Source organism: Burkholderia sp. Ac-20349 (genome assembly GCF_017104865.1).
Classification (GTDB): Bacteria; Pseudomonadota; Gammaproteobacteria; order Burkholderiales; family Burkholderiaceae; genus Burkholderia; species Burkholderia aenigmatica.
In genome coordinates, this window is the sequence record NZ_JAAGPM010000031.1 from 13,947 (window position 1) to 37,764 (window position 23,818).

At 67.0% G+C, this 23,818-nt stretch carries 23 protein-coding genes; 11 read left to right on the forward strand and 12 right to left on the reverse strand.

Features of this window, described 5'->3' with window-relative positions; all coding sequences use genetic code 11:
• Positions 1-4: 4 nt before the first annotated feature.
• Positions 5-1,039 (reverse strand): helix-turn-helix transcriptional regulator, encoded by a 1,035-nt coding sequence (locus G3N61_RS13300; RefSeq protein WP_205822666.1) that lies wholly within the window; start codon positions 1,037-1,039, stop codon positions 5-7.
• A 151-nt stretch (positions 1,040-1,190) separates the two neighbouring features.
• On the opposite strand from G3N61_RS13300, the gene G3N61_RS13305 reads away from it, so the two are divergent.
• The gene (locus G3N61_RS13305; protein ID WP_205822669.1) at positions 1,191-3,449 is read left to right on the forward strand and encodes a glycoside hydrolase family 3 C-terminal domain-containing protein; all 2,259 of its coding nucleotides are present in this window, start codon (positions 1,191-1,193) and stop codon (positions 3,447-3,449) included.
• Between the two features lie 71 nt (positions 3,450-3,520).
• On the opposite strand, the gene G3N61_RS13310 is transcribed toward G3N61_RS13305, so the two are convergent.
• Positions 3,521-4,699: a GNAT family N-acetyltransferase gene (locus G3N61_RS13310; protein ID WP_043189752.1), complete on the reverse strand. Its 1,179-nt coding sequence runs from the start codon at positions 4,697-4,699 to the stop codon at positions 3,521-3,523.
• Positions 4,700-4,809: 110 nt separating this feature from the next.
• On the opposite strand from G3N61_RS13310, the gene G3N61_RS13315 reads away from it, so the two are divergent.
• A complete protein-coding gene (locus G3N61_RS13315) occupies positions 4,810-6,516 on the forward strand; it encodes an NAD+ synthase (protein WP_205822671.1) in 1,707 nt (568 codons plus the stop codon).
• A gap of 83 nt (positions 6,517-6,599) precedes the next feature.
• On the forward strand, positions 6,600-6,938 hold the full coding sequence (locus G3N61_RS13320) for a P-II family nitrogen regulator (protein ID WP_006398637.1): 339 nt from the start codon (positions 6,600-6,602) through the stop codon (positions 6,936-6,938).
• A 143-nt stretch (positions 6,939-7,081) separates the two neighbouring features.
• Here G3N61_RS13320 and G3N61_RS13325 read toward each other — a convergent pair whose 3' ends face one another.
• Together G3N61_RS13325 and G3N61_RS13330 are read right to left on the reverse strand one after the other, a co-directional pair.
• Positions 7,082-8,161 carry a porin gene (locus G3N61_RS13325; RefSeq protein ID WP_043189747.1) on the reverse strand — a complete coding sequence of 360 codons (1,080 nt, stop codon included), beginning with the start codon at positions 8,159-8,161 and terminating at the stop codon, positions 7,082-7,084.
• A 563-nt stretch (positions 8,162-8,724) separates the two neighbouring features.
• Entirely contained in the window at positions 8,725-9,651 is a 927-nt protein-coding gene (locus G3N61_RS13330) for a LysR family transcriptional regulator (RefSeq protein WP_205822691.1), read from the reverse strand.
• A 133-nt stretch (positions 9,652-9,784) separates the two neighbouring features.
• Between G3N61_RS13330 and G3N61_RS13335 the strand changes: the two genes are divergently transcribed.
• Positions 9,785-10,282, forward strand: coding sequence for a GNAT family N-acetyltransferase (locus tag G3N61_RS13335; protein WP_043189745.1), 498 nt, complete (start codon positions 9,785-9,787; stop codon positions 10,280-10,282).
• Positions 10,283-10,369: 87 nt separating this feature from the next.
• Here G3N61_RS13335 and G3N61_RS13340 read toward each other — a convergent pair whose 3' ends face one another.
• From G3N61_RS13340 to G3N61_RS13355, 4 genes are all read right to left on the reverse strand, one after another.
• A complete protein-coding gene (locus G3N61_RS13340) occupies positions 10,370-11,149 on the reverse strand; it encodes an ABC transporter ATP-binding protein (RefSeq protein ID WP_043189742.1) in 780 nt (259 codons plus the stop codon).
• Positions 11,150-11,167: 18 nt separating this feature from the next.
• A complete protein-coding gene (locus G3N61_RS13345; RefSeq protein WP_043189740.1) occupies positions 11,168-11,881 on the reverse strand; it encodes an ABC transporter permease in 714 nt (237 codons plus the stop codon).
• On the reverse strand, positions 11,878-12,567 hold the full coding sequence (gene hisQ, locus G3N61_RS13350; RefSeq protein ID WP_011352852.1) for a histidine ABC transporter permease HisQ: 690 nt from the start codon (positions 12,565-12,567) through the stop codon (positions 11,878-11,880). The genes G3N61_RS13345 and hisQ overlap by 4 nt, the downstream gene beginning before the upstream one ends.
• A gap of 233 nt (positions 12,568-12,800) precedes the next feature.
• Positions 12,801-13,583: an ABC transporter substrate-binding protein gene (locus tag G3N61_RS13355; RefSeq protein WP_043189736.1), complete on the reverse strand. Its 783-nt coding sequence runs from the start codon at positions 13,581-13,583 to the stop codon at positions 12,801-12,803.
• A 369-nt stretch (positions 13,584-13,952) separates the two neighbouring features.
• On the opposite strand from G3N61_RS13355, the gene G3N61_RS13360 reads away from it, so the two are divergent.
• Positions 13,953-14,648, forward strand: a complete 696-nt coding sequence (locus tag G3N61_RS13360) for a pirin family protein (protein ID WP_205822673.1) — start codon at positions 13,953-13,955, stop codon at positions 14,646-14,648.
• A gap of 70 nt (positions 14,649-14,718) precedes the next feature.
• Here the strand turns inward: G3N61_RS13360 and G3N61_RS13365 are convergent, their stop codons facing one another.
• Positions 14,719-15,270, reverse strand: a complete 552-nt coding sequence (locus tag G3N61_RS13365; RefSeq protein ID WP_043189733.1) for a periplasmic heavy metal sensor — start codon at positions 15,268-15,270, stop codon at positions 14,719-14,721.
• Positions 15,271-15,494: 224 nt separating this feature from the next.
• Between G3N61_RS13365 and G3N61_RS13370 the strand changes: the two genes are divergently transcribed.
• Positions 15,495-16,220 carry a response regulator gene (locus tag G3N61_RS13370; RefSeq protein WP_006755678.1) on the forward strand — a complete coding sequence of 242 codons (726 nt, stop codon included), beginning with the start codon at positions 15,495-15,497 and terminating at the stop codon, positions 16,218-16,220.
• The gene (locus G3N61_RS13375; RefSeq protein ID WP_089451089.1) at positions 16,204-17,520 is read left to right on the forward strand and encodes an ATP-binding protein; all 1,317 of its coding nucleotides are present in this window, start codon (positions 16,204-16,206) and stop codon (positions 17,518-17,520) included. The genes G3N61_RS13370 and G3N61_RS13375 overlap by 17 nt, the downstream gene beginning before the upstream one ends.
• Positions 17,521-17,562: 42 nt before the next feature.
• Here G3N61_RS13375 and G3N61_RS13380 read toward each other — a convergent pair whose 3' ends face one another.
• Positions 17,563-17,826 (reverse strand): hypothetical protein, encoded by a 264-nt coding sequence (locus tag G3N61_RS13380; protein WP_011352846.1) that lies wholly within the window; start codon positions 17,824-17,826, stop codon positions 17,563-17,565.
• Positions 17,827-18,334: 508 nt separating this feature from the next.
• Here G3N61_RS13380 and G3N61_RS13385 point away from each other — a divergent pair.
• The 3 genes from G3N61_RS13385 (at position 18,335) to G3N61_RS13395 (ending at position 22,192) form a co-directional block, all read left to right on the forward strand.
• Positions 18,335-20,092 carry an ABC transporter permease subunit gene (locus tag G3N61_RS13385; protein WP_089451088.1) on the forward strand — a complete coding sequence of 586 codons (1,758 nt, stop codon included), beginning with the start codon at positions 18,335-18,337 and terminating at the stop codon, positions 20,090-20,092.
• 22 nt (positions 20,093-20,114) lie between these two features.
• Entirely contained in the window at positions 20,115-21,452 is a 1,338-nt protein-coding gene (locus G3N61_RS13390) for a nitrate/sulfonate/bicarbonate ABC transporter ATP-binding protein (protein ID WP_039368511.1), read from the forward strand.
• A gap of 269 nt (positions 21,453-21,721) precedes the next feature.
• A complete protein-coding gene (locus G3N61_RS13395; RefSeq protein ID WP_205822674.1) occupies positions 21,722-22,192 on the forward strand; it encodes a hypothetical protein in 471 nt (156 codons plus the stop codon).
• A 97-nt stretch (positions 22,193-22,289) separates the two neighbouring features.
• Here the strand turns inward: G3N61_RS13395 and G3N61_RS13400 are convergent, their stop codons facing one another.
• Both G3N61_RS13400 and G3N61_RS13405 read right to left on the reverse strand, forming a co-directional pair.
• Positions 22,290-22,784, reverse strand: coding sequence for a hypothetical protein (locus G3N61_RS13400; protein WP_205822676.1), 495 nt, complete (start codon positions 22,782-22,784; stop codon positions 22,290-22,292).
• On the reverse strand, positions 22,781-23,332 hold the full coding sequence (locus G3N61_RS13405; protein ID WP_043189694.1) for a hypothetical protein: 552 nt from the start codon (positions 23,330-23,332) through the stop codon (positions 22,781-22,783). The genes G3N61_RS13400 and G3N61_RS13405 overlap by 4 nt, the downstream gene beginning before the upstream one ends.
• A gap of 288 nt (positions 23,333-23,620) precedes the next feature.
• On the opposite strand from G3N61_RS13405, the gene G3N61_RS13410 reads away from it, so the two are divergent.
• Entirely contained in the window at positions 23,621-23,818 is a 198-nt protein-coding gene (locus G3N61_RS13410; RefSeq protein WP_043189690.1) for a hypothetical protein, read from the forward strand.

A 23,818-nucleotide genomic window follows, 5' to 3' on the forward strand; every position in this document is an offset into this window, starting at 1 on the left:
CCCGTCAACGCCACCGATCGCTGTGTCCGTCACGGAAGCGGCTCGGCGCCGCGCCGAGTTCGCGCGTGAAGAAGCGCGTGAACGCGCTCGTCGAGCGGAAGCCGACCCGCACGCCGATCTCGCCGATCGGCAGTTGCGTGTTCAGCAGCAGGTCGCGCGCTTCACCGAGCCGTGCCTGTGCGACGAGCGCGTGAAACCCGACCGCTTCGCGATGCAGCCGCCGGCGCAGCGTCCAGCGCGACATCGCGAAGCGCGTGCACACGTGCTCCATCAGCGTGTCGGCCGGCACGTCGACTTCGTCGGACGTGCGCAGCCAGTCGCGTACGCATTGCTCGACCGACGAGCCGAACGTCGAGCGGGCGCGCACGCGCTCGCGTGCGGTGTCGGCCGCGTGACGCTGGATGCCGGCGAGCGGCGCGTTGTAGCGCTCGAACGGCGTGTCGAAGCGCGTGGAGCGCAGCACGAGGCGGTTGTGCGCGGCGTCGAACGACACCGGCGCGCCGAGCATGTCGCGCAACGCGGCGGCGGGTGCGAACGCGCGGCCGGCGAATGCGGCGTCGTCGATGTACACGTGCGGATCGTACAGGCGCGCGAGCGCCGCAAGGATCGCGAGGTTGGCGAACGCGCTGCCCGCGTGCCGACCGTCCCCTTCGTTCACGTACTCGAGTGCGATCGCGTCGCCGTTGTCGTGCGCGAAGACCCAGTCGACGTTGCCGATCAGCTCGCGATAGTGCAGGTAGCCGTGCAGCGCGTCGCGCAGCGTCGCCGCGTTGCACGTGACGCCCGCGAGTTCCGGAAACGGCACGAGCCACGGCACGGCCTGCGGCGGCGGGCGATGCCACGACAGCGGCCATTCGCTCGTCAGCTGCATCGCGGCGACGTGCCGGTCGCCCGCGACGCGTCGCGTGTCGTCCGCCAACTCGGCCGGGCCGATGCCGAGCGTCTCGTAAAGCGGCGCGAGATCGATGCCGTTCGCGCGCGCGTCTTCGCACAGCCAGCGGTAGATCCGGACGGATACCGATTTCTGTCGCAACTCCATGTCTGTCTCCCTGTCGTCATGCCGTTCGGGTTTGTCCCCGCTGCGAGAGGTCAACGCATGCTCCTGCCGGTCAAGCATGGTGACCGGTCGATTTTTAGACTCGGACGCTGGAGTTTGGCGACAAGTACAACAGATCGATTCAGGAGGATCAATGAAAACTTCGCTGTTCCGGTGTTCGACGATTGCGTCCGCGTGCGCGCTCACGGTGCTGCTCGCGTCGTGCGGCGGCGACGACATTCACGCAAGCCCGGCCGCGCCGGCCGACCCCGATGCCACGGCCGACCAGCGCGCGGCCGCGCTCGTCGCGCAACTGACGACCGACGAGAAACTGCAGCTCGTACACGGCACGGGCATGCCCGCGCTCGACATGGGCGGCCCGTTCCCGGCCGACGCGCTGAACGGCGCGAGCTACATCCCGGGCGTGCCGCGGCTCGGCATTCCGGCCGTCAGCAGCGCTGATTCGGCAGGCGGCGTGAACGTGAAGAACGCGCGCGTGACCGCGCTGCCCGCGCCGGTCGCGCTCGCCGCGACGTGGGACCCGGCGCTGGCCGGCACCTACGGCACGCGCATCGCGCTCGAGTTGCGCGCGCTCGGCTTCGCGGAAGGGCTCGGCGGCGGCGTGAATCTCGCGCGCGAGCCGCGCAACGGCCGCACGTTCGAATACATGGGCGAGGATCCGGTGCTGGCAGGCACGCTGAGCGTCGCGCGCACGCAGGCGACGCAGGCGCAGAAGGTGATCGCGACGATCAAGCATTTCGCGTTCAACGACCAGGAAACCAACCGGATGACGATCGATTCGGTCGTCGACGAGCGAACCATGCGCGAGGCCGAACTGCTCGCGTTCGAGATCGGCGTGAAGGACGGTCAGCCGGGCAACGTGATGTGCTCGTACAACAAGCTGAACGGCGTGTATGCGTGCGAGAACCCGTATCTGCTGACCACGGTGCTGAAGAACGAATGGGGCTTCAAAGGCGTCGTGCAGTCGGACTGGGGCGCGACGCATTCGACGGTCGCGGCCGTGCAGGCGGGGCTCGACGAGGAGGAGCCGGGCGCGGCGGACGACAACAACGCGCCGCTCGGCTCGTTCTTCAACACGAAGTTGCGTGCCGCGCTGCAGGCCGGCAGCGTGTCGGCCGCGCGGCTGAACGACATGGTGCAGCGCAAGCTGCGCACGCTGATCCGCATCGGCGTGATGGACGCGCCGCCGAAACCGGGCGGCGCGATCGACGAAGCGGCCGGCAACGCCGATGCGCTCGCGATCGCGCGGCAATCCGCGGTACTGCTGAAGAACGCGGCCGCGCCGGGCGATGTGCAGCCGGTGCTGCCGCTGGCGGCCGGCGCGCTGAAGTCGGTCGTCGTGATCGGCGGGCATGCGGACGCGGGCGTGCTGTCGGGCGGCGGCTCGGGCGCGGTGCCGGCGATCGACGGCAATGCGGTGACGTCCTGCCAGCAACCGGCCGACATGCTGTTCGGCGGCTGTGCGACCTGGTACAAGTCCGCGCCGCTCGCGGCGATTCGCGCGAAGGCGCCGAACGCGTCGGTCAGCTATCTCGACGGGACCGACGCGAATGCTGCGGCGAGCGCGGCCGCGCAGGCCGATGTCGCAATCGTGTTCGCGACGCAGTGGCAGACGGAAGGGCTCGACCTCGCGAGCCTGTCGCTGCCCGATGCGAAGGCCGATCCGTACAACCAGCAATACGACCAGAACGCGCTGATTGCCGCGGTCGCGGCGAAGGCGAAGCGCGTGATCGTCGTGCTCGAGAACGGCAGCCCCGTGCTGATGCCGTGGCTCGCGAACGTGCATGGCGTGCTCGAAGCGTGGTATCCGGGCGCGCAGGGCGGTCAGGCGATCGCCGACCTGCTGTTCGGCGACGCGAACCCGTCGGGCCGGCTGCCGCTGACGTTCCCGAAGCAGGAGGCCGACCTGCCGCAGGCGACGATCGATCCGGCGCGCACGCAGACCGTCTATGCGGAAGGGCTCGCGTATGGCTATCGCTGGTTCGACGCGAAGGCGATCGAACCGTTGTTCCCGTTCGGCTACGGGCTGTCGTACACGACGTATGGTTTGTCGGCGATGTCCGCGCAGGCCGATGCAGCGGGCAACGTGACGGTCGGCGTGACGGTGAAGAATACCGGCGCGCGAGCCGGGGCGCAGACGGTGCAGATCTACGCGGCGCTGCCCGCGTCGCTCGGCGAGCCGCCGAAGCGGCTCGTCGGCTGGACCAAGGTTGCGCTGCAGCCGGGCGAGGCGCGTACCGTCAGCGTCGCGGTGCCGGCGCAGCGCTTCGCGGTCTGGGATGCGAATGAGCATGCGTGGCGGATCGCGGCGGGCAGCTACGGGCTGTCGGTGGCGGCTTCGTCGCGCGATCCGCAGGCGTTGTCGCAGACGGTGACGCTCGCCGCGCACTGAACCTGACGCGGCCGTATGGCTTGCGGCGAGGCCGGTCGTGGTCTCGCCGCAGGCCGGTGGGCGTAATGACGCTACGCGGTGCCGCGCCGGAACGGATCGTGTTCGCGCAATTCGTCGACGTATGCGTGGATATGATCGGTCTCGCGTTCGAGAAAGCGCGCGACGGCGTCCGAGAACGCCGGGTGCGCGAGCCAGTGCGCAGAGTGCGTGACGGTCGGCAGGAAGCCGCGCGCGAGCTTGTGTTCGCCCTGCGCGCCGCCTTCGAACGTGTCGAGCCCGGCCTCGATGCAGAATTCGAGCAACTGGTAATAGGCCGTTTCGAAATGCAGGCACGGCACGTGTTCGACCGCACCCCAGTAGCGGCCGTACAGCGTGCCGCCGCCGTGTTCGCCGCGCCGGTAGACGGCGAGCGCACTCGCGATCGGCTGGCCGCCGGCTTCCGCGATCACGAGCAGCAGGTTCTCGGGCATCGTCGCGCCGATCGTGCGGAAGAAGTCGAGGTTCAGGTACGGGCTCGAATAGTGTTCGCGATAGGTTTGCCGGTAGCAGCGCGAGAAGAAACGCCAGTCGGCGTCGGTGATCTGGTCGCCGGTGAGCCGCCGGAACGTCACGCCCGCGTCGTGCACCTTGCGCCGCTCCGCGCGGATGTTCTTGCGCTTCTTCTGCTCGAGCGTGCCGAGGAAATCGTCGAAGTGACGGTAGCCGTCGTTGATCCAGTGGAACTGCACGCCTTCACGCAGCATCATCCCCATCGATTCGAGCAGTGCCGCTTCGTCGCCGGTCGGGAACAGCACGTGCAGCGACGACACGTCGCTCTGCTCGGCGAACGCGAGCAGCGTGGCCGCGAGCCGGCGGCGCGCGTCGTCGTCGGCCGCGAGCAGGCGCGTGCCCTGCACGGGTGTGAACGGCACCGCGCACAGCAGCTTCGGGTAGTAGGGCAGGTCGTTGCGCTGGTACGCGTCGGCCCAGGCCCAGTCGAACACGTATTCGCCGTACGAATGCTGCTTCGCGTAGACGGGTGCGGCGGCCGCGAGGCGGCCGGTGCGCTCGTCGGTCAGCGTGACGAAGTGCGGCGACCAGCCGGTATCGTCGACTGCGCAGCGCGCGACGTGCAGCGCGTCGAGGAATTCGTGGCGCAGGAAGGGCGTCGGCTGCGCGTCGCGGGCGAGCAGCGCGTTCCATTCGTCGGCCGGCACCTCCGCGGGGGACGACAGGATGCCCGTGCGATAATCGATGCGTTCGTGTTTCAAGCGTGAATCCGTACTGTTCTGTGTCACCGGATGCGACGGCCTGCGTGGCCCGCACCGGGACGATTTCGTCAGCCGTTCAGGGCGCGCCGCCGGGCTGCGCCGATCCCGCCATGAAGACCCGACTCGCTCTCGCCCAGATCAACGTCACCGTCGGCGACTTCGCCGGCAACGTCGCGCGGATCGTCGCGGCCGCGCGCGCCGCGCACAACGATGGTGCGCAGCTGATGGTCGCACCCGAACTCGCGCTGTCCGGCTATCCGCCGGAAGACCTGCTGCTGCGGCCCGCGTTCTATGCGGCGGCGGCCTCGGCACTCGACGCGCTCGCCGATGCGCTGAAGGCGTTCGACGGGCTCGCGGTGCTGGTCGGCCATCCGCTGCGCGGCGCGGGCGACGGCGCGCACGCGTCAGCCGTCGATGGTAATGCAAACCGCCCGATCGAGCGCGGCGTACCGCCCGTCGATACCTACAACGCGGTATCGCTGATCGTCGGCGGCAAGATCGTCGGTACCTACCGCAAGCAGGATCTCCCCAACGCCGAGGTGTTCGACGAGAAGCGCTATTTTGCGACGGACGCCGAGCCGCTCGTGTTCGAGCTGAACGGCGTGAAATACGGCGTGATCATCTGCGAGGATGCGTGGCACGCATCGGCCGCGCAGATCGCGAAGGCGGCCGGTGCGCAGGTGCTGCTGATCCCGAACGGCTCGCCGTACCACATGAACAAGGAAGCGGTGCGCATCGACATCCTGCGCGCGCGGATTCGCGAAACCGCGCTGCCGATGGTGTACGTGAACCTCGTCGGCGGCCAGGACGAGCTCGTATTCGACGGCGGCTCGTTCGTGCTCGACGCGCAGGGCGCGCTCGTCGCGAAGATGCCGCAGTTCGACGAAGGGCACGCGATCGTCGAATTCGACGGCGCGCGGCCGCTGCCGGGTGCGATCGCGCCCGAGCTGTCGACGGACGCGCAGGTGTACCGCGCGCTCGTGACGGGCGTGCGCGACTACATCGGCAAGAACGGCTTTCCGGGCGTGCTGATCGGGCTGTCGGGCGGCGTCGATTCGGCGCTGGTGCTGGCCGTCGCATGCGATGCGCTCGGGCCCGAGCGCGTGCGCGCGGTGATGATGCCGTCGCGCTTCACGGCCGACATCTCGACCACCGACGCGGCGGAAATGGCGCGGCGCGTCGGCGTGCGCTACGACGAGATCGCGATCGCACCGATGTTCGATGCCTTCCGCGCATCGCTCGCGGGCGAGTTCGCGGGCCGCGCGGAAGACGCGACGGAGGAGAACATCCAGGCGCGCATTCGCGGCACGCTGCTGATGGCACTGTCGAACAAGTTCGGCTCGATCGTGCTGACGACCGGCAACAAGAGCGAGATGGCGGTCGGCTACTGCACGCTGTACGGCGACATGGCCGGCGGGTTCGCGGTGATCAAGGATCTCGCGAAGACGCTCGTGTACCGGCTCTGCCGCTATCGCAATGAAACGGCCGACTACCCGCTGCGCGACGTGATTCCCGAGCGGATCCTCACCCGCGCGCCGTCGGCCGAGTTGCGCGAGAACCAGACCGACCAGGACAGCCTGCCGCCGTACGACGTGCTCGACGCGATCATGCGGATGTACATGGAAGAGGATCGGCCGCTCGCCGAGATCGTCGCGGCCGGTTATGCGCAGGCCGACGTCGAACGCGTGACGCGGCTCATCAAGATCAACGAATACAAGCGCCGCCAGGCGCCGATCGGCATTCGCGTCACGCATCGCGCCTTCGGGCGCGACTGGCGCTACCCGATCACGTCACGTTTTACCGAACGTCTCGATTGAGCCGTGCTGGGCCGCATGCGGCTCGCAGGCTTACAATCGGGGTCGCGATTTTTCATCCAAACGAGCATTGGGGGACAACCACCATGAAACGCATCACTGCCATCATCAAGCCGTTCAAGCTGGACGAAGTCCGCGAAGCGCTCGCCGAAGTGGGTCTCACGGGCCTGACCGTGACGGAAGTGAAGGGCTTCGGCCGCCAGAAGGGGCATACCGAGCTGTATCGCGGCGCCGAATACGTCGTCGACTTCCTGCCGAAGATGAAGATCGAGGTGGTCGTCGCGGAAGCGCAGGTCGACCAGGTGATCGACGCGGTGATCGGCGCGGCGCGCACCGGCAAGATCGGCGACGGCAAGATCTTCGTGTCGGACGTCGAGCGCGTGATCCGCATCCGCACCGGCGAAGAGAACGAAGCGGCCGTCTGAGCGCGGCCTTCGTCAACGGGCCGCGCAAAGGCGGCCCGCCAATAAAAAACGGTGCGATACCCGGTTGGGTACCGCACCGATACGCGCCTCTCGCAGCAGCGTGGAAAACGTCGTTGAATCGATTCTTTGAGAACGGCGCCTGATCAGAACAGGTGCTGGATACCCGCGTAGACGCCGGTCTGGCTGCCGCCCGGATTCGGGTTGCCCGTCGACACGGCCGTACCGGCGCCGTTCGCGTTCAGGCCGAAGTTGGCGTTCTTGCTGTTGCGCACCGTCGCAACCTGCAGGTCGAACAGCGTGCGCTTCGAGATGTTGTACGAGCCGCCGAGCGTGTAGATGTTCGCGTTGCCGCCGCCGTGGTTCGCGTTCACGTGATACACGGCCGCGATCAGCGCCGCTGCCGGCGTTGCCTGCCACGTCACGCCGCCCCAGACCTGCTGGGTGCCCGTCACGCCGGCGTTCACTGCCGGGCCGCCGCTGCCGTCCGCGCGCGATGCCTGGTAGGCCGCTTGCACCTTGAACTGGCCGAGGAACACGTTCACGCCCGCGAAGTATTCACGCGAGTAGTTGAACACGTCCGAGAAGCGGCCATTGCTGTCGCGCGTTTCGTCGTAGATGCCGCGCAACTGGAACAGCGAATTCGTATAGGTGACCTGTGCGCCGGCTGCACGGCCCGGTTGGCCGGCCGTCGTGTTGCCGTTGAAGCTGGTCGAGTTCGAGAACGAGAACTGGCCGTAGAAGTCGAGGCCGTAGAACTGCGGCGACTGGTACGACACGTTGTTGCTGGTCTTGTTCCAGTTGCGGCCGCGCACCAGCGATGCCGTCGACCAGGCCGACTGGCCGAACGGGTCGAAGTCCCACACGCCGTTGGCGATCGCGAGCTCGCGACCCAACAGCAGCGTACCGTAGCGGTCGTTGGAGATGCCGACCGTCGCATAACGATCCCAGATCGAGCCGCTGAAGCCGCCCGTCATCGTGTTGAACGCGCCTTCGAGGTGGAACAGGACCTTGTTGCCGCCGCCGATGTCCTCGGTGCCCTTCAAGCCCCAGAGGCTCGTGCCCCAGTCGCCGCTTTCCGCGCGCACTTGGTGGCCGTTTTGCAGGCCGTTCATGTACTCGATGCCGGCATCCAGGCGGCCATACAGCGTGACGCTGCTCTGCGCGTGCGCCGTCACCACCCCAGCAGCCATCAGCGCGGCCGCGACCAAAGCTTTCTTCATCATCTCCTCCATACCCTGTCAAAAAGTCAACCCAGACTGCACGAGATGCCCGGAGCGCGAGCGCCGGGCAAAAGCGGGATAACCAGGGAGACCTCGTGCAGGGCCGGTAAGCGCAGCACGCGGGCAAGCGGACGGAAAACCGTTGAGCGGTCCCGCGCAGCCGGGTCGGCCTGCGGGGTCTCCTTGTAGTGTCGTGAAGCTAAACTACATTTCACGAACTTCGTTTTGCTACTTTGGTTACTAATTTAGCAAAAATACAATTTTGTGGCGATGGAAATCGTTGTTTGACTAACACCTGTCGTCAAATTGCCATGCAACACGGTGCGCAACAGGTGGGGCAAGGGTTTGCAATTAACGGAAAACCCTTGTCCCGCAAGGGAGACACGAATTTCGCAAACAGGGGTCAAGGATTGCCACTATTGACGTTGCAGGGGGCGCGGGCGTAAGCGCCAAATACGAGGAATTGGTAAGTATTTCGTAATGTCCGGGCGGTTGCCGGACGTCGTCGGCCGCAGCCTGTAGCGCTTGCCAGGCAACGCGCAGCGCGGTGTACCAACGTGTGCCGGTCAGGCGGTGGCCGGCCTCGCGTCGAGCAACTGCGCGCGAATCCAGCGATGCGCATCGGTGCGCGCATGCTTCGCGTGCGAGTAGACCTTCACGGTGTAGCGGGGGATCTCGAACGGCGCGGGAAAGATGCGGATCGGCGCCGCGTGCCGCAGCGCCTGCGCGGCGCGGTTCGGCAGGGTCATCAGGAATGCAGATTCGGCGATCACGAACGGCGCGGCCAGCACGCTCGGCAGCTGCACGGCGACCTGCCGCGCGAGGCCGAGCCGGTCGAGCACGTGGTCGACGACGCCGCGCGACTCGTTCCACGGCGTGACGACCACGTGGCGTGCCGCCAGGTACTGGTCGAGCGTCAGCCGCCGATGGATGTCCGGATGCGTGGCGCTCGCGATCACGACGTAGTCGTCGGAGAACCAGTCGAAGTCCTCGATGCCCGGCGCGTCGGCCGCCGATTCCTCGTGGTAGCCGAGCGCGAAATCGATGCGGCCGGCCGCGAGTTCGTCGACCGAGATCTTCCGGTCGGAATGGACGACGCGGATCCGCAACTGTGGCGCGACATGCTGGATACGCGCGAGAAATGCCGGCAGCACCGCGAATGCCGTGTAGTCGGTCGCCGCGAATACGAACGTGCGGTCGCTTTGCGCGGGATCGAAGCGGCGCGCGCGGGCGAGCCCCTTCGACATCGCGTCGAGCGCGTCGCCGGCCCAGGTGGCGATGTCGTCGGCGCGCACGGTCGGCTGCATCTCGTTGCCGAGGCGCACGAACAGCGCATCGCCGATCGCGTCGCGCAGCCGCGCGAGCGCGTGGCTCAGGGCGGACGGGCTCAACGCGAGCTCGTGCGCGGCCGCGGCGACGGACCGGTGGCGGTACAGCGCGTCGAACACGAGCAGCAGGTTCAGGTCGAGGCGGCGCAGATCGGGATGCATCATGTTCAGGTCTGGATGAAGAAACTGCACTTCCTGCAGGAGCAGCATGAACGTAGCATGACGATCTGATTGGCGCCAGCGCGGGTGCGCGGCGCCGCTTTCCGTTTCAAGTCCGGGCCGTAGGAGGGCTCAAATCGTGCAAATCGACATCCGTTCCGCCACCGTCGCCGACGTGCCGCAGATCCTGCGTTTCATTACCGAGCTGGCCATCTACGAGAAGGCGGAACACGAGGTGATCGCGACGCCCGCGTCGCTCGAGCGCAGCCTGTTCGGCGAAGGCTCGCCGGCGCGCGCGCTGATCTGCGAGGTCGACGGCGAGCCGGCTGGCTTCGCCGTGTATTTCTTCTCGTATTCGACGTGGCTCGCCCGGCAGGGGCTGTATCTCGAGGATCTGTACGTGTCACCGCGTTTTCGCGGCGCGGGCGCCGGGCTGCGGCTCTTGAAGGCGCTCGCGCGGATCGCGGTGGAGTCGGGCTGCGGGCGTTTCGAGTGGAGCGTGCTCGACTGGAACGAGCCGGCGATCCGCTTCTACGAGAGCGTCGGTGCGGCGCCGCAGAGCGAATGGGTGCGTTACCGGCTCGCGGGCGACGAGTTGCGCGCGTTCGCCGACGCCGCGCCGGTCGACGCCGCATAACGCCGCGTCAATGCAAAACGGGCGCCGCGCGGCGAACCGTGGGGCGCCCGTTCACGCGTCGCGACGCGTGGCGTGCTGCATGCGATGTTACTTGAGGCTGCCCGACAGGAACCCGCGCAGGCGCTCGCTCTTCGGGTTCGCGAACACCTCGGACGGCACGCCTTCTTCCTCGACGCGGCCCTGGTGCAGGAACATCACGTGGTTCGACACGTTGCGCGCAAAGCCCATCTCGTGCGTGACGACGATCATCGTGCGGCCTTCCTCGGCCAGCTTCTGCATCACCTTCAGCACTTCGCCCACCAGCTCCGGGTCGAGCGCGGAAGTCGGCTCGTCGAACAGCATCACGTCCGGATGCATCGCCAGCGCGCGCGCAATGGCCACGCGTTGCTGCTGGCCGCCCGACAGGTGCGACGGATACTGCTTTTCGACGCGCGGCGCGAGGCCGACTTTCTCGAGATACGTGCGCGCACGTTCCTCGGCTTCCTTCTTCGGGATGCCGAGCACGTTCACGGGCGCTTCCATGACGTTCTCGATCACGTTCATGTGCGACCAGAGATTGAAGTGCTGGAACACCATCGACAGCTTGGTGCGCACGCGCTGCAGCTGCTTCGGATCGGCCGCGCGCAGCGCGCCGGTCTTGTCCTTCGTGGTGCGCACTTCCTCGCCGTCGACGACGATGCGGCCGGCGTTCGGCTGCTCGAGGAAGTTGATGCAGCGGAGCATCGTGCTCTTGCCGGAGCCCGACGAGCCGATCACGCTGATCACGTCGCCCGAGTTCGCCTTCAGCGATACGCCCTTGAGCACCTCGTTGTCGCCGTACCGCTTGTGCAGATCGTCGACGAAAAGCTTTTGAGTCTGGGAATTCATCAATAGTCCTGCGAAAACTTACTTGCCTTGCGGGCGCAGATACGCGAGCCAGCGGCGCTCGGCCTGGCGGAACAGCCAGACGAGCGTGAACGAGATCACGAGATAGAGCAGGGCGGCGATGCCGAACGCATGGAACGACATGTAGGTCGCCGAGTTCACGTCGCGGGCGATCTTCAGGATGTCCGGTACGGTCGCCGTGAACGCGACGGTGGTCGCGTGCAGCATCAGGATCACTTCGTTGCTGTACAGCGGCAGCGCGCGGCGCAGTGCCGACGGCAGGATCACGCGGCGGTACATCGTGAAGGAGGACATCCCGTACGCGCGCGCGGCTTCGATCTCGCCGTAGGAAGTCGCCTTGATCGCGCCGGCGAAGATTTCGGTGGTGTACGCGCAGGTGTTCAGCGTGAACGCGAGCAGCGTGCAGTGCATCCCGTCGCGGAAGAACGCGTCGAGCATCGGCGTGCCGCGCACGACCTGCAGGCTGTAGAGGCCCGTGTAGCAGAGCAGCAGCTGCACGTAGAGCGGCGTGCCGCGGAACACGTACGTGTAGAGCCACACGGCGCCCGACAGCCACTTCTTCTTCGACACGCGCGCGACCGCGAGCGGCACCGACAGGCAGAAGCCGAGGCCGATCGACACGACCAGCAGCCACAGCGTGATCGCGACACCGGTGATGCGGTAGCCGTCGGTGAAGAGATAGTTGCGCCAGTATTCTTGGATGAGGTCGATCATAGGTCAGCCTTGCGGACGCCGGTCGAGTAGCGCTTTTCGAGCCACATCAGCACGAAGTTCGAGATCGTCGTGATCGCGAGGTAGACGGCCCCCGCGATCAGCGTGAAGAAGAAGAACCGCAGCGTGCCCTTGCCGGCGTCCTGCGACGCCTTCACGACGTCGGCCAGGCCGATGATCGACACGAGTGCGGTCGACTTCACGAGCACCTGCCAGTTGTTGCCGATCCCCGGCAGCGCGAAGCGCATCATCTGCGGGAACATGATCCGCGTGAACACCTGCCAGTTCGTCATCCCGTACGCGCTGCCGGCCTCGAGCTGGCCGCGCGGCACCGACAGGAACGCACCGCGGAACGTCTCGGTGAAGTACGCGCCGTAGATGAAGCCGAGCACGAGCACGCCGGCGAGGAACGGGTCGATGTCGATCTGGTCCCAGCCGAGCGCGTCGGTCGCCATGTTCAGCCAGATCTGCAGGCTGTAGAACAGCAGCAGCATCAGCACGAGGTCGGGCACGCCGCGGATCAGCGTCGTGTAGACGGTGCCGACACCGCTCGTGAAGCGGTTGCGCGACAGCTTCGCGCCCGCGCCGAGCAGGCCCAGCAGGAACGACAGCGCAAGCGAAAGCACCGCCAGTTTGACGGTTTGCCAGGTGCCAGCGAGGATCAGCGGGCCGTAACCTTGTAGAAACATTGAGTGGTCCCTGGTGTGGTCCTTTAGGGCGCACGCGGTGCGCCGCGAAAGACGCGCCCGCCAAGCTGCGCGGAACGCCCCGTACGTATCATGACCGTCCGCCCCGGCGTCGGTGCCGGGCCCGCCCGCCGCGCGAGCGGCGGGCAAGGGGGGGGCGGGCGGCGCGTGGTTGACTGCCTGTACTGCGCGGATACGGGGCCGCCCCCGCATCCGTTGTCTCTTCTTTTCGTCGCTCAGCGGGCCGAAGCCGAATAGACGCTGAACGCGAAATACTTGTGCGACAGCCGGTCGTACGTGCCGTCCTTGTGCATGTCGGCCAGCGCCTTGTTGATCTTGAGCTTCAGGTCCGTATCTTCCTTGCGCAGGCCGATCGCGGTGCCGTCTCCGATCGTCTTCGGATCCTTCACTTCCGGCCCGGCGAACGCGAAACCCTTGCCGCGCGGCGTGCGCAGGAAGCCGTAGTCGGCCTGCAGCTCGTCCTGCAGCGTCGCGTCGAGGCGGCCCGAGCCGAGATCGGCGTAGACCTGGTCCTGGTTCTGGTAAGGAATGATCGTCACGCCCTGCGGCTCCCAGTAGGTCTTCGCGTAGGTTTCCTGCGTCGAGCCCTGCTCGACGCCCACGCGCTTGCCCTTCAGCGAGGCGATCGTCGGCAGCAGCGGCGAGCCGGTTTTCGCGATCATCCGCGCCGGCGCGTCATAGACCTTGTCGGAGAAGTCGATCTGTTCGCGGCGCTTGTCCGTGACGGTCAGCGACGACACGATGACGTCGTACTTCTTCGCCTTCAGCGCCGGGATGACTCCGTCGAGATCCTGCGCCACCCACACGCATTTCACGTTGATCCGCTTGCAGATTTCCTTGGTGAGATCGACGTCGAAACCGACGATCTCGCCGCTCGGCGCGGTCGACTCGAACGGCGGGTAGCTGGCGTCGACGCCGATCCGCACGGTCTTCCACTCCTTCGCGAAGGCGCTGCCCGCCATGAGGGCGAGGGCGGCGCACAGGGCGGCCTTCTTCATTTCCATCCTTCTGTTGCTGACTTTCCGGGAGCGCTCGCGGCCGGTCGAACCGGGCGCCGCGGCGTATTCTAGACGGCCAAAATTCGCCGATCGGCGCTCTGGCGATGGCGGCCACCGGAACGGCGAACGCCAAAAGGGCGGTATTTTACCCGAACGCGATACCCGCAAACCGGCAATCCGGGCCGACCGATCGATTCTTCGACGCATTGATCCGGTTGTTGCGACAATCATCGTATTTGCAATGGACATTGCATTGATTGCATTCGCAGGTGCAACGATGCGGTGCGCAGGCGGCGGATTGTGGCGCGATTGGCACACCCATACAGTGGCGGCATGCCACAACAACGCATCTCACGGAGTGTCCGTCCCATGTTCCAGATTCGCCGCGCCGCCGATCGCGACCAGCGCAGCCAGGGCTGGCACGAATTCCTTCACAGCTTTCCCGGAGCGTCCGGCCCGGGCGGGCCGCCGGTCTTCGGCGCGTTGCGCGAACTGAACGAGGAATGCATCGCGCCGACCCGCGGCTACGGGATGCGGCCGTACCGGGACGCGGAAATCGTCACCTACGTGCTCGACGGTGCGCTCGCGCATCGCGACAGCCTCGGCAACGGGGCGATCGTCCGCGCGGGCGGCGTGCAGCGCATGAGCGCCGGCTCCGGCGTGATGCTGAGCGAAACCAATGCATCGTGTGACGAGCCGTTGCACCTGCTGCGGATCTGGTTTGCGCCGGCCGGGTCGGGCGGCCGGCCCGGCTACGTGCAGACGCGCTTCGCCGACGACGAGAAACGCGGCCGGCTGCGGCTCGTCGCGGCGCCGGATGGTCGCGACGGCGCGCTGCCGATGTGTGCGGACGCCCGCATCTTTACGGGGCTGATCGACGGCGACGAGGCGACGGCGTTCGACGTACCGGCCGGGCGCCGCGCCTATGTGCATGTGGTGCGCGGCGACGTCGAGGTGAACGGTCGCGCGCTGGCCGCGGGCGACGGCGCGCGGATCGGCGGCGTGGACGCGGTGGCGTTCGCGCGCGGCCGGGCGGCCGAGGTGCTGCTGTTCGACGTCGCCTGAAACGCAAAAAGGGGACGCGGGCCGGTGCCCGCGTCCCCTTCGATGCCGCTCCACGGAGCGGCCCGCCGGCTTACTGCGCCGGCGCCGACGCGGCCTTGGCCGCGCGATGCTGCTCCCAGCGCTCCTTCATCTTCTCGTGGCGCTGTTCCATCTTCGCGAACTGCTGCTTGAGCGCCGTGCTGACCGTGGTCTTCTGCTGGTCGTTCAGCCCGTTGTAGAACGCGAGCCATGCGGCGGACGTCTGCTCGCGCAGTTGCGCGTTCTGCTGCTCGGCCTGCTGGCGGGCGGTGTGCATCGCGTTCAGGTCGAGAATCGGCTGGTTCTGCTGCGCCTTGAACTGCTCGCGCATCTGCTCGTGGCTCTTGCGCATCGCATCACGGTTCTGCTTCATCGTCTTGATGGCCGTCTGCCATTGCTGTTCCTGCGACGCGTTGAGCTTCAGCTGGTCGTGCAGCTTCATGATCACGCCGAACGGGCCGCCGTCGTGCCCGCCGTGCATCTGGTGGGCGCCGGGGCCGCCCGGAGGCGGCATGTCGTTGGGCTGCGCGGCGTGCGCGGTGCCGAATGCGAGAGCGAGCACGGTGGCGGCCGCGATGGCCACGCGGGAAGTCTTCTTATACATTTCAGAAACTCCTTGTATCCAAAGGGTCCGGCGATGCGGTACCGGGCAAGCCGTGTACCGCATCCGGTAAGACGCAGGTTAGCGATGCGGGCCCCGGCAGGTGTTACGTGGGGCGGTGGCCGGGTTACCGCGCATTACAGTTCCCTTGCGCCGTAACCCGCAGTAACCCTTTCGTCCCTTTGTTTCGTTCTTTGACTCCGCCCTCGCGCGGTAAACTTCGAGCCATGACTACCCAGATCCTCATCGTCGACGACGACCAAGAACTCCGAGACCTGCTGCGCGACTACCTCGTGCGCCAGGGGATGGAAGTGTCCGTGCTGCACGACGCGGCCACGCTCGAGAAGCGCCTCGAGCGCGAGCGGCCCGACCTGATCGTGCTGGACCTGATGATGCCGGGCGTCGACGGCCTGACCGCGCTGCGCCAGCTGCGCGCGGCCGGCGACGACATCCCCGTGATCATGCTGACCGCGCGTGCGGACGACGTCGACCGCATCGTCGGGCTCGAGCTCGGCGCGGACGACTACCTCGGCAAGCCGTTCAACCCGCGCGAGCTGCTCGCGCGCGTGCAGGCCGTGCTGCGCCGCCGCCGCGCGACGCCGTCGGCGGCAGCGCCCGAACAGCGCGAGCCGTTCGCGTTCGGCCGCTTCGTGCTCGACTTCCAGGCGCGCACGCTGTCGGTCGACGGCAAGCCGGCCACGCTGTCGAGCAGCGAATTCGCGCTGCTGAAGATCTTCGTGAACCATGCGCTGCGCACGCTCACGCGCGAGCGGCTGCTCGAGCTGCTGCACGGGCCCGAGTACGACGGTACCGACCGCGGCATCGACGTCCAGGTATGGCGTCTGCGCCGCATCCTCGAAACGGATCCGTCGACGCCGCGCTTCATCCAGACGGTCCGCGGGCGCGGCTATGTGTTCGTGCCCGACGGCGAGGCCCATGCGCAAGCCCATTGATTCACTGTTCGGGCGGCTGGCGCTGCTCGTCATCGGTGTCCTGCTCCTGTCGCATTTCGCGTGGTTTTTCGCGATGCGGCTCGAGCGCAGCCAGATGCAGACGCGCTACGCGGTCGAAGAGGCCGCGTTCCTGGTCGACGCGGTGCGCCAGCACGTCGAGCGCACGCCCGACCAGCCGTTGCCGTCGCGTGTGCGGCTCGTGACGCCGGGTAGCGCCGACGTGCCGAATGGCGATCCGTCGAACCTGCCGGCGGCGCTCAAGCGGTTCCGCGACGACGTGAGCGAGCGGATGCCGCCCGGCACGCGCGTCGAGATCGGCGCGCCCGGCCATCCGCCCGTGCTGTGGGTGAAGGAGCCGACCGACCGCAACTGGATCGTGGTGCCGGTGCAGCCGCTGCGGCCGCCGCGCTCGCTCGACCGGATGCTGCTGTGGCTCGGCACGATCTTCTCGGCGGGCGTGATCGCCGCGCTGTTCGCGGCCTGGCAGCTGCAGCAGCCGCTGCGGTCGCTCGCACGTGCGGTCGCGCGCTTCGGCCGCGGCCAGCCGGTGCCGCCGCTGCGCGAGCGCGGCCCGCGCGAGCTGCGCCAGCTCACGCATGGCTTCAACCAGATGGTGGAACAGGTGTCGCAGGCCGAGAGCGACCGGGCGGTGATGCTGGCCGGCGTGGCACACGACCTGCGCACGCCGCTTGCGCGGATGCGGCTGCGGGCGGAAATGATGGACGACGTCCGGTTGCGCGACGGGGTGGTGCGCGACGTCGATTCGATGTCGCACATCGTCGATCAATTCCTGGTGTTTGCACACGGCGGCTCCGATCGCAGCGAGCCGGTGCCGGTCGATCAGGCGTGCGAGCGGATCGCGCGCAGCTATCGCGCGGTCGCGCCGAACGCGCCGACGGTCCAGACCCGGCTCGACGCCGATCCGGGCTTCCGGCTGCCGACGGCGACGCTCGACCGGATCCTGTCGAACCTGCTGGACAACGCGCATGCGTACGGTGCGCCGCCCGTGCTGGTGGAGACGGCGCGTACGCCGGCCGGCTACGTGCTGTCGGTCAGCGACAGCGGCGGCGGGATCGCGCCGCGCGACCTCGCGGCGGCGACGCGGCCGTTCGTGCGGCTCGACCCCGCGCGCGGCGGGAACGGCCACAGCGGGCTCGGGCTCGCGATCGTCGAGCGGCTCGTACTCAGGCTGGGTGGGGCGTGCGACATCGGCAACCGCCCCGAAGGCGGCCTGCGCGTCTCGATGACGTTCCCGTTCGAGGTCGTGCCGAAGGACGAGCCCCACGCACAGGCCGCATAAGCGGCTGCGGCGCCAACCCGGCCGGGCTGGCGCCGCGCGGCATCATTCGAACAGCGTGCCGAGCGTCTCGGCCGCGTTGCTGTCGATGGTGTTGTAGGTCACGGTGGTGGCCTCGAAGATGTAGACGGTCGTGTACCGGCCGAGGCGCTCCAGGATTTCCTCCTGCAGCGATTCAGGCACGACGTTCATGTTCAGGTACCACGCCGTCGACGACAGCCGCGTCTGGAACGACCCGTACTCCTGCATCAGTTCATAGAACGCGTCGGCATCCTGATCGCGGCAGACGATCACCAAGTTTCCTGCCATTCCCTTTCCTCCCGCTCGTCGATCGATCCCCAGGGCCTGCTGACAGAAGGAACGCGCATGCGTTGCCATCAGAACGGCCGCCACCGACCCCAAGGGCCAGCCCCGATCATACCCGCATAGTCGTATCCGGCTGGTGACGCTGGACAGGGTTTGCGCGCGTGTGCGGCTGGCGGGTTCCCGGCCGGGCCGGATCACGGCATAATTCGGGCCTGCATGCCGGCCGAAGGACTGCGGCCGGGCTGCTCGAACCGCGCACCCGCCATCCGCCCGCGCGCCAGGCACGATCCGTGCGCCGCCTGCGCCGTTCCCGGACGGTTGTACCTGAAATACAGGTTGGTGTAGTGTCGTGCCGTCGCGGGCCGACTCGTCGGGGCGCGGCAGCGCACGCACGCACGGCGCCTCGCGCTCGCGCGCGATCGTCAGTCAATCGAATTACCGCATCCGTGCGCTTTGCCATGAATCAACATCGACTGCCGGCTTCGTTCGGCCTTACCGGGGAGGGCGCCTGATGGACGTCGGATTCTTCAATCCGAACCGGACCGCCAATGCGTCCGCGTGGCGCGTTCTGCCGAACCGGTGGGACTTCATCGCGTTTCCGCTGATCATCTGCCTGATCGCGATGGCGGTCGTCGGTTTCCACGAAACGATGGCGCCGATCGGCACCCTGCAGACGCAGAAGATCTCGCTCGACCCGTCGAACCTGCCCGAATACGCGTTGCGCACCACGCTGCGGATGCTCGCCGCGATGGTCGCGTCGCTCGTGTTCACGCTCGTCTACGGCACGCTCGCGGCCAAGAGCCGGCGTGCGGGCATGGTGCTGATCCCGATCCTCGACATCCTGCAGTCGGTGCCGGTGCTCGGCTTCATCTCGTTCACCGTCACGTTCTTCCTCGCGCTGTTCCCGAGCCGCGTGCTCGGCGCCGAGCTCGCGGCGATCTTCGCGATCTTCACGAGCCAGGCGTGGAACATGACGTTCAGCTTCTACCAGTCGCTGCGCACGGTGCCGCGCGACCTCGACGAAGTGTCGCGCGGTTTCCACCTGACGTCGTGGCAGCGCTTCTGGAAGCTCGAGGTGCCGTTCTCGATGCCGGGCCTGATCTGGAACATGATGATGTCGATGTCGGGCGGCTGGTTCTTCGTCGTCGCGTCGGAGGCGATCACCGTCGGCAACCAGACCATCACGCTGCCGGGCGTCGGCGCGTATCTCGCGCAGGCGATCTCGGACAAGAACCTCGGTGCGATCGGCTGGGTGATCCTCACGATGACGGTCGTGATCGTCGCGTACGACCAACTCCTGTTCCGCCCGCTGATCGCATGGGCCGACAAGTTCCGGATGGAGAACACCGCGTCGGGCGATGCGCCGCAATCCTGGCTGCTCGACCTCGTGCGCCGCACGCGCCTGATTCATCAACTGCTCGTGCCGGCCGGCTGGTTCTTCGCGAAGGCCGCGCGGATTCCGCTGCGCCTGCCGCTGTCGGGTGCGATGCGCTTCTCGCTGCCGAAAGTCGAGAAGAAGGCGTCACGCACGGTCGACATCGCGTGGGCGATCCTCGTGCTGATCGGCACGGCCTATATCGTGTGGCGCGTCATCAGCTTCGTGTCGACCGGCGTGACGATGGCCGAGGTCGGCCATGTGCTCGTGCTCGGGCTCATCACGCTGCTGCGCGTGGTCGTGCTGATCGCGATCGCATCGGTGATCTGGGTGCCGATCGGCGTGTGGATCGGGCTGCGCCCGCGGCTCGCCGAGAAGCTGCAGCCGCTGGCGCAGTTCCTCGCCGCGTTCCCGGCCAACCTGCTGTTCCCGGCGTTCGTGATCGTGATCGCGCGCTTCCACCTGAACGCCGATATCTGGCTGTCGCCGCTGATCGTGCTCGGCACGCAGTGGTATATCCTGTTCAACGTGATCGCCGGCGCAACGTCCTATCCGAACGACTATCGCGAAGCGGCGACGAACTTCCGCATCCGTGGCTGGCAGTGGTGGCGGCAGGCGATCCTGCCCGGCATCTTCCCGTACTACGTGACCGGTGCGATCACCGCATCGGGCGGCGCGTGGAACGCGAGCATCGTGTCGGAAGCCGTGCAGTGGGGCAATACCAAGATCGAGGCGCACGGCCTCGGTGCCTATATCGCGCAGACCACCGCCGCTGGCGATTTTCCGAAGATCATCCTGGGCATCGCCGTGATGTCCCTGTTCGTCACCCTGTTCAACCGCCTGCTGTGGCGTCCGCTGTATGCCTTCGCGGAAGCGAAGCTGCGGCTCGACTGAGACCGATTGAGAGCGAAACGCGATGCACAATCCGAATGCTGTAAACGCCCCCGTCCAGACGAACCAGCCGCCGCGCCTCGGTGAGGAAATCCTGCGCGTCGATCACGTCTGTCGCGGCTTCAACAAGACGCAGGGCGAACTGCTCGTGCTCGACGATGCGAACCTGTCGCTGCGCGAGGGCGAGATCGTCGGGCTGCTTGGCCGCTCCGGCTCGGGCAAGTCGACGCTGCTGCGGATCATCGCCGGGCTGATCGAGCCGACCGGCGGTGAAGTGACCTATCTCGGCAAGCCGCTGACCGGCCCGGCCGAAGGCGTCGCGATGGTGTTCCAGACCTTCGCGCTGTTCCCGTGGCTCACCGTGTTGCAGAACGTGGAAGCCGGTCTCGAGGCGCTCGGTGTCGGCGCGCGCGAGCGGCGCGAGCGTGCGCTCGCCGCGATCGACCTGATCGGTCTCGACGGCTTCGAAAACGCGTACCCGCGCGAGCTGTCGGGCGGCATGCGCCAGCGCGTGGGCTTTGCGCGCGCGCTCGTCGTCGATCCGACGATCCTGCTGATGGACGAGCCGTTCTCGGCACTCGACGTGCTGACCGCCGAGACGCTGCGTACCGACCTGCTCGACCTGTGGACGCAGGGCCGGATGCCGATCAAGTCGGTGCTGATCGTCACGCACAACATCGAGGAAGCGGTGTTCATGTGCGACCGGATCCTCGTGCTGTCGTCGAATCCGGGCCGCGTGATCGCCGAGATCAAGGTGCCGTTCAAGCATCCGCGCAACCGGCTCGACCCGGCGTTCCGCAAGCTGGTCGACGACATCTACGCGAAGATGACCGCCCGCCAGACCGGCGAGGCGACGAAGAAGGGGCTGGAACTCGGCAGCTGGCTGCCGCAGGTGTCGACCAACCTGATGGCCGGCCTGATCGAGACGCTCGCGATGGCGCCGTACCATGGCCGCGCGGACATGCCGGAAATCGCGCGCACGCTGCATCTGGAGGTCGACGACCTGTTCCCGATCGCGGAAGTGCTGCAGTACCTCGGCTTTGCCGATGTGCGCGAAGGCGACGTGTTCCTGACGCCGCCGGGACGCGTGTTCGCGGAATTCGGCACGCAGGAGCGCAAGCTGATGTTCGCGGATCACCTGTTGAAGCACGTGCCGCTCGCGGCGCGGATCAAGAAGGTGCTGAACGAACGCCCGGGGCATCGTGCGCCGCGCGTGCGCTTCGAGCAGGAGCTGGAGGATTTCCTGTCGGACGGCGCCGCCGAGGAGACGCTCGACGCGGTGATCGACTGGGGCCGTTACGGCGAGATCTTCTCGTACAACGACCAGACGGAGATTTTCAGTCTCGAGGACGTCGAGTCCTGAAGTCGGCGAGGCATTCGGGCGCATGTCGCCCGAATGCCGGTTTCGCGGTTTCATTCGATCGCTTCGAGTCAATGCGAACGCGGCCTATCCGTGGCGCCGGGTTCGTTGGCGTAGCAGGACGCTGTGTGCGTTGCGGCCGGGACATCTGCCGGAGATGCGCATCGCTGATGCGCTGACAGGAAAGAGGCCGGAGGCTGGCGCAACGAATCCCTGCGATTGCGTCGCTGATTCGATGCCTTCGTACCTCGTCAACGATCCCAAAGGCACCCATGAGCGAGAAGCAGGGGCTTTATACCGTCGCGGCGGAAACGTTCGATCTGGTGCTCATAGCCGTTCTCGATTCTCCGCGCCCGCAAGTTTTTCGTGCGAAGGTCGAGCACATCTATTCCACTGGAAAGTGCATCACACAGGACCATCTCGGGGCAGAGATCGAGTTCGTCGGCGGTCCACCGACCTGGGGTAACGTACCGCTGCAAGTCGGGGAGCGTGCCCTCATGTTCGTCCGAACGCTATCCGGTTCGTTCCACGAATATCCGTGGTGCGGACACATGGTTCTTGAGGAAATCGCGGGCGGGACGTACACCAGGCTGCACGTTCCGGAGATGTGGCTGAGGGATGATTTGCCGGTCGACGTCAGGGCCGCGGCGAGTCCGCATCCGACGTGGCGGAATGCGTCGATCGTCCGGTTCAGCGTGCTGGAGCGCTATCTGAGCGATCTGATCGGGAAAGCCGTCCGCTGAGCCGGATCGATTGTCCGGAATCCGGACGATGCATTGTCTGCCGGAATCGAGGGCAGGGTGATGGGGGTTCGTGCGAAGTCCGGGGCAGCGGGGCTGCTTACTGCAAATTCCCCCACCGATCGACCGCCGGTTCCGCCGACGCCCACTTCCAGTGCGTGCCTTGCTGGCAGGCATTCGCGAAATACCAGTCGGCCTTGTTGCCGTCCTTCACCGAGAACGCGAATTCCTTGCACAGCGCGAGCGGCGTCGAGTAAGCGCGCGCGACGCGCACCTCGCCTTCGCCGTTTTCCAGCGGCAGCGTGTTTTTCACCTTCCACGGCTTCACTTCGCCGACGGCCAGGCTGCCGACCACCTTCGCGATCGCGTCCTGCTGTTTCTGATGGAGCTGCTTCATCGTGCGGTTGACGGCTTCGTCGGTCGCGGCCTGCACGGCAATGCCGACGCCGACGCCGACCGCCGGATTCGCGGTGACGAGGCCCGTCGCCGCGCCGGCGAGTGCGCCGCTCGCTGCACCGACCGACCCGCAGCCCGACAGCGTGGCCGTCGCCGCGCACAGTGCGCCGATGGCCGCGATACGGAGCGCGACGCTCATTGCAGCGCGCCCCAGCGTTCGGTCGCCGGCTCGGCCGACGCCCATTTCCACACGGGGCCGTCGCGGCAGATCGTGGCGACGTAGAACGCCGATTGCGCGGCCTTGTCGGGTTTCGCGGGCGTGTCGACCGCGAACACGATTTCCTTGCAGTCGAGCGGGCCGACACTGATCATCCGGCTGACCGTCACGCGACCCTGCTCGTCGTCCTCGATCGGGAACGAGTGGTGCGTCGACCACGGCGCGACGCCGCCCACGTCGAGCGGGCCGGCGGCCTTCGCGATCTGTTCCTGTGTGTAACGGTGTGCGACGCGCTGCGTGTACTGGACACCCGCACGCGCGCCGGCGACGGCGCCGAGACCGATGCCCGTCGCGACGGCGGCGTTGTTGGTGACCTTGGAGGCGATCGCGGCGCCCGCGATACCGGCGCCGGCTGTCGCGCCCTCGCTGTACAGCGAGTTGCAGCCGGACAGCAGTGCGGCCGTGGCGATCGCGGCCAGCACGACGCGCGCCGGCATGGCCCGACGCGGCGATTCGAAACGAATGTTCATCCCTGAGTGCAAGTCCTGTCTGGGTGAGCGGCAACGCGTGCGCGCCCTCATGCCGCGTCATTGTTTCGCAATTGTCATAGGAAAACTGCAAAGCTTTGACAAATCGCCGGACGGCATGCCGCGCGCGTGCGCGCGGCGCTATTGTCGGATAGATGAATCGTGAGGGGTCGAAACGTTACAAATTGAAGGCAATTGTTACTCTGACGTGCAAGGAAGCGACCTAGACTGTTCAGTTATGGAATGTTTCTACGACGGCCTCGGGCCGCGCCGCACATGAGACACCCAGCCATGCGCCGTTCGAAACGGTTTTCGCCTCGGCCGCCCGATGCTGGGGCGGACCGGCCGCGTCCGCAGACCGACGCGCCGTCGGCACCGCCTGCCGGCGCGCCCGGCGAGACGCCGTCCGATGGCGATCACAACCAGGGCGGCGCCCGCCCGGAAGGGCTCGACTATCAGCGCGATCTCGGCCAGGAGCAGGACGCCTGA

Coding starts and splice junctions, on each gene's coding strand:
- G3N61_RS13300 (WP_205822666.1), bottom strand. CDS start 1,039: ATGGAGTTGCGACAGAAATCGGTATCCGTCCGGATCTACCGCTGGCTG.
- G3N61_RS13305 (WP_205822669.1), top strand. CDS start 1,191: ATGAAAACTTCGCTGTTCCGGTGTTCGACGATTGCGTCCGCGTGCGCG.
- G3N61_RS13315 (WP_205822671.1), top strand. CDS start 4,810: ATGAAGACCCGACTCGCTCTCGCCCAGATCAACGTCACCGTCGGCGAC.
- G3N61_RS13320 (WP_006398637.1), top strand. CDS start 6,600: ATGAAACGCATCACTGCCATCATCAAGCCGTTCAAGCTGGACGAAGTC.
- G3N61_RS13325 (WP_043189747.1), bottom strand. CDS start 8,161: ATGATGAAGAAAGCTTTGGTCGCGGCCGCGCTGATGGCTGCTGGGGTG.
- G3N61_RS13330 (WP_205822691.1), bottom strand. CDS start 9,651: ATGATGCATCCCGATCTGCGCCGCCTCGACCTGAACCTGCTGCTCGTG.
- G3N61_RS13340 (WP_043189742.1), bottom strand. CDS start 11,149: ATGAATTCCCAGACTCAAAAGCTTTTCGTCGACGATCTGCACAAGCGG.
- G3N61_RS13345 (WP_043189740.1), bottom strand. CDS start 11,881: ATGATCGACCTCATCCAAGAATACTGGCGCAACTATCTCTTCACCGAC.
- hisQ (WP_011352852.1), bottom strand. CDS start 12,567: ATGTTTCTACAAGGTTACGGCCCGCTGATCCTCGCTGGCACCTGGCAA.
- G3N61_RS13355 (WP_043189736.1), bottom strand. CDS start 13,583: ATGAAGAAGGCCGCCCTGTGCGCCGCCCTCGCCCTCATGGCGGGCAGC.
- G3N61_RS13360 (WP_205822673.1), top strand. CDS start 13,953: ATGTTCCAGATTCGCCGCGCCGCCGATCGCGACCAGCGCAGCCAGGGC.
- G3N61_RS13365 (WP_043189733.1), bottom strand. CDS start 15,270: ATGTATAAGAAGACTTCCCGCGTGGCCATCGCGGCCGCCACCGTGCTC.
- G3N61_RS13370 (WP_006755678.1), top strand. CDS start 15,495: ATGACTACCCAGATCCTCATCGTCGACGACGACCAAGAACTCCGAGAC.
- G3N61_RS13375 (WP_089451089.1), top strand. CDS start 16,204: ATGCGCAAGCCCATTGATTCACTGTTCGGGCGGCTGGCGCTGCTCGTC.
- G3N61_RS13380 (WP_011352846.1), bottom strand. CDS start 17,826: ATGGCAGGAAACTTGGTGATCGTCTGCCGCGATCAGGATGCCGACGCG.
- G3N61_RS13385 (WP_089451088.1), top strand. CDS start 18,335: ATGGACGTCGGATTCTTCAATCCGAACCGGACCGCCAATGCGTCCGCG.
- G3N61_RS13390 (WP_039368511.1), top strand. CDS start 20,115: ATGCACAATCCGAATGCTGTAAACGCCCCCGTCCAGACGAACCAGCCG.
- G3N61_RS13395 (WP_205822674.1), top strand. CDS start 21,722: ATGAGCGAGAAGCAGGGGCTTTATACCGTCGCGGCGGAAACGTTCGAT.
- G3N61_RS13400 (WP_205822676.1), bottom strand. CDS start 22,784: ATGAGCGTCGCGCTCCGTATCGCGGCCATCGGCGCACTGTGCGCGGCG.
- G3N61_RS13405 (WP_043189694.1), bottom strand. CDS start 23,332: ATGAACATTCGTTTCGAATCGCCGCGTCGGGCCATGCCGGCGCGCGTC.
- G3N61_RS13410 (WP_043189690.1), top strand. CDS start 23,621: ATGCGCCGTTCGAAACGGTTTTCGCCTCGGCCGCCCGATGCTGGGGCG.